Source organism: Thiocapsa sp. (genome assembly GCF_011390875.1).
Classification (GTDB): Bacteria; Pseudomonadota; Gammaproteobacteria; order Chromatiales; family Chromatiaceae; genus Thiocapsa.
Genome location: NZ_JAABRP010000359.1, coordinates 1 through 3,001, shown reverse-complemented (window position 1 = coordinate 3,001; position 3,001 = coordinate 1). Strand labels below are relative to the sequence as shown.

The 3,001-nt window shown below is 64.4% G+C and carries 2 protein-coding genes; both read right to left on the bottom strand.

Translation table 11 applies throughout. From position 1 onward, the window contains the following. Nucleotides 1–55 precede the first annotated feature (55 nt). Nucleotides 56–1,597: a glutamine-hydrolyzing GMP synthase gene (guaA, locus tag GPT33_RS18385; RefSeq protein ID WP_363929517.1), complete on the bottom strand. Its 1,542-nt coding sequence runs from the start codon at nucleotides 1,595–1,597 to the stop codon at nucleotides 56–58. After that, the coding region (gene guaB, locus GPT33_RS18380; RefSeq protein ID WP_296811987.1) for an IMP dehydrogenase at nucleotides 1,594–3,001 on the bottom strand (1,408 nt) is incomplete at its 5' end. The genes guaA and guaB, both read right to left, overlap by 4 nt.

The window sequence follows — 3,001 nt, the reverse complement described above, 5'->3', positions numbered from 1 at the left end:
AAGCAACAGTATCGGACGCAGGCTCCAAGTCCGATATTCACAGCATTTTGACGACTTATTCCCACTCGATGGTCGCGGGCGGCTTGCGCGAAATGTCGTAGAGAACTCGATTGATTCCGCGGACTTCATTGATGATCCGGTTGGAGACGCGCGCCAGCACCTCGCTCGGCAGGCGGGCCCAGTCGGCCGTCATCCCATCCAGGCTGGTGACCGCCCGGACGACCGCGGTCTCGTCATAAGTGCGCTCATCGCCCATGACCCCCACCGAACGAACCGGCAACAGGACGACGAAGGCCTGCCAGGTTTGCTCCAGGCAGCCGGAAGTGCGCAGCTCCTCTTGCAGAATGTGATCGGCGCGCCGCAAAACCTCGAGCCGCGAGGCGCTCACGGCTCCGATGACCCGGATCCCCAGGCCGGGCCCGGGAAAAGGCTGTCGGCCGACGAGACCCGCCGGCAGGCCCAGCGCCTCGCCCAGGGTGCGCACTTCGTCCTTGAACAATTCGCGCAGGGGCTCGATCAGCTCCAGGTCCATCTGCGCCGGCAAACCGCCTACGTTGTGGTGACTCTTGATGACCGCCGAGGGACCGCGCACATTGACCGACTCGATGACGTCGGGATACAAGGTGCCCTGAGCCAAAAAACGCACCCCCTGCCTGCGGCGCGCCTCTTCTTCGAACACGCGGATGAAGGTCTCGCCGATGATCTTGCGCTTGCGCTCAGGGTCCGCCACCTCTTCGAGAGCCGAAACAAAACGCTCCGCGGCGTCCACCACGACCAGATCCATGCCGAAATGCCGCCCGAACACCTCCTCGACACCCGCCCGCTCGCCATGCCGTAAAAGACCGTTGTCGACGAAGATGCAATGCAACTGTTCGCCGATGGCGCGGTGAAGCAAGGCGGCCACCACCGAGGAATCCACTCCGCCGGACAGAGCGCAGAGCACCTGCTCTCGTCCGACCTTGGCCCGGATGGCTTCGACCGCCCGATCCACGAAGGAGGCCATGGTCCAGCCTGGTTGGCAGCCGCAGAGTTCGAATGCGAAATTGGCCAGCATCTCGACGCCGCGAATCGTGTGAACGACCTCCGGATGGAACTGCACCCCATACAATTTGCGCTTCGGGTCCGCCACCGCCGCAAAAGGCGAACTGGAGCTCTTGGCGAGCACCTCAAAGCCCTCCGGCAGTCTCTCCACGCGATCGCCATGGCTCATCCAGACTTCACCGGCGTCTTGCTCAAGACCCGAGAACAGACCGTCAGGATGGAGCATCTCGAGCTTCGCCCGACCGTACTCGCGCTGCTCGGAGGCCTGGACCTGGCCGCCCAGGCGCTTGACCATCAACTGTTGACCGTAACAGATCCCCAAGACGGGCACCCCCAGCTCGAAGACCAGATCGGCGCAATCCGGCGCGTCTAGCTGATAGACCCCGGTGGGCCCGCCGGACAAGATGATCCCCTTGGCGCCGAACGCGCGAATGCGCGCCTCATCCGTGTCGAAGGGATGGATCTCGCAGTAGACCCGCTGTTCACGGATGCGCCGGGCGATGAGTTGGGTGGTCTGGGATCCGAAATCCAGGATCAGAATTTTGTCCATGCTCAGGACTCCAGCCGGTAATTGGGAGCTTCCTTGGTGATGATCACGTCATGAACGTGGCTCTCGCGCAGACCGGCAGCCGAGATGCGCACGAAGCGAGCCGTCTGGCGCAGCTCGTCGATGCTGTGGCAGCCGCAGTAACCCATGCCCGATCGCAGACCACCGACCAACTGATAGAGCACCGTGGACAGATTGCCGCGGTAAGGCACGCGACCCTCGATCCCCTCGGGGACCAGCTTGTCGCTCTCGCTCACCCCCGCCTGAAAATACCGGTCCTTGCTGCCCGCCTTCATGGCGCCCAGGCTGCCCATGCCGCGATAGACCTTGTAGGCTCGCCCCTGAAACAAGACGACCTCACCGGGGCTCTCCTCGGTGCCGGCGAACAAGCTGCCGACCATGACCGCCGAGGCGCCCGCCGCCAGCGCCTTGGTGACGTCACCGGAAAACTTGAGCCCACCGTCCGCGATGACCGGCACCCCGAGGGCCTCGGCCACCCGGGCGCATTCGCGGATCGCGGTGATCTGCGGCACCCCCACCCCGGCCACCACCCGTGTCGTGCAGATGGAGCCCGGACCGATGCCCACCTTGACCGCGTCGGCGCCGGCCTCGATCAGGGCCCGGCAACCCTCGGCCGTGGCCACATTGCCCGCCATGAGATCGCATTCCGAGAAACTCTTCTTCAGATCGCGGATGGTGTCGAGCACGGCCTTGGAATGTCCGTGAGCCGTGTCCACCACCAGCAGATCGCAGCCGACCTCCAGAAGCGCCCGCGCCCTGTCCCTGGCCGCTCCGCCGACGCCCACCGCGGCGCCGACCAGGAGCGAGCCCCTGACGTCCTTGCTGGCGTGAGGAAAATGCTCGGCCTTCTGCAGGTCCTTGATGGTGATCAAGCCCTTGAGCCGCCCCTCGGCATCGACCACCGGCAGTTTCTCGACCCGATGCGCGTGCAGCAAATCCTTGGCCTGCTCGGCGCTGGTGTTCTCCGAGGCGGTGATCAAGTCCCGGGTCATCACCTCACCCACCTTCTGATCGAGCTTGCGCTCGAAACGCAGGTCGCGATGGGTCAGAATGCCGACCAGTTTCTCGCCTCGAACCACCGGAATGCCCGAGATGCCATGGGCCTGCATCAGCTCTACGGCCTGGCTGAGGAGACGATCCGGTTCGATGGTCACCGGATCCCGGATGATCCCGCTCTCGAATTTCTTGACCGACTGCACCTCGCGCACCTGATCGGCGATGGACATGTTCTTGTGCAGAACGCCGAGTCCGCCCTCCTGCGCCATGATGATGGCGGCCCGGCTCTCGGTGACCGTATCCATGGCCGCAGACAGGATCGGGATGTGGATCCGCCGGCGCCTCGTCAGACGGGAAGAGACGTCCGTCTCGCTCGGAAGCACCTCGCTGTATGCG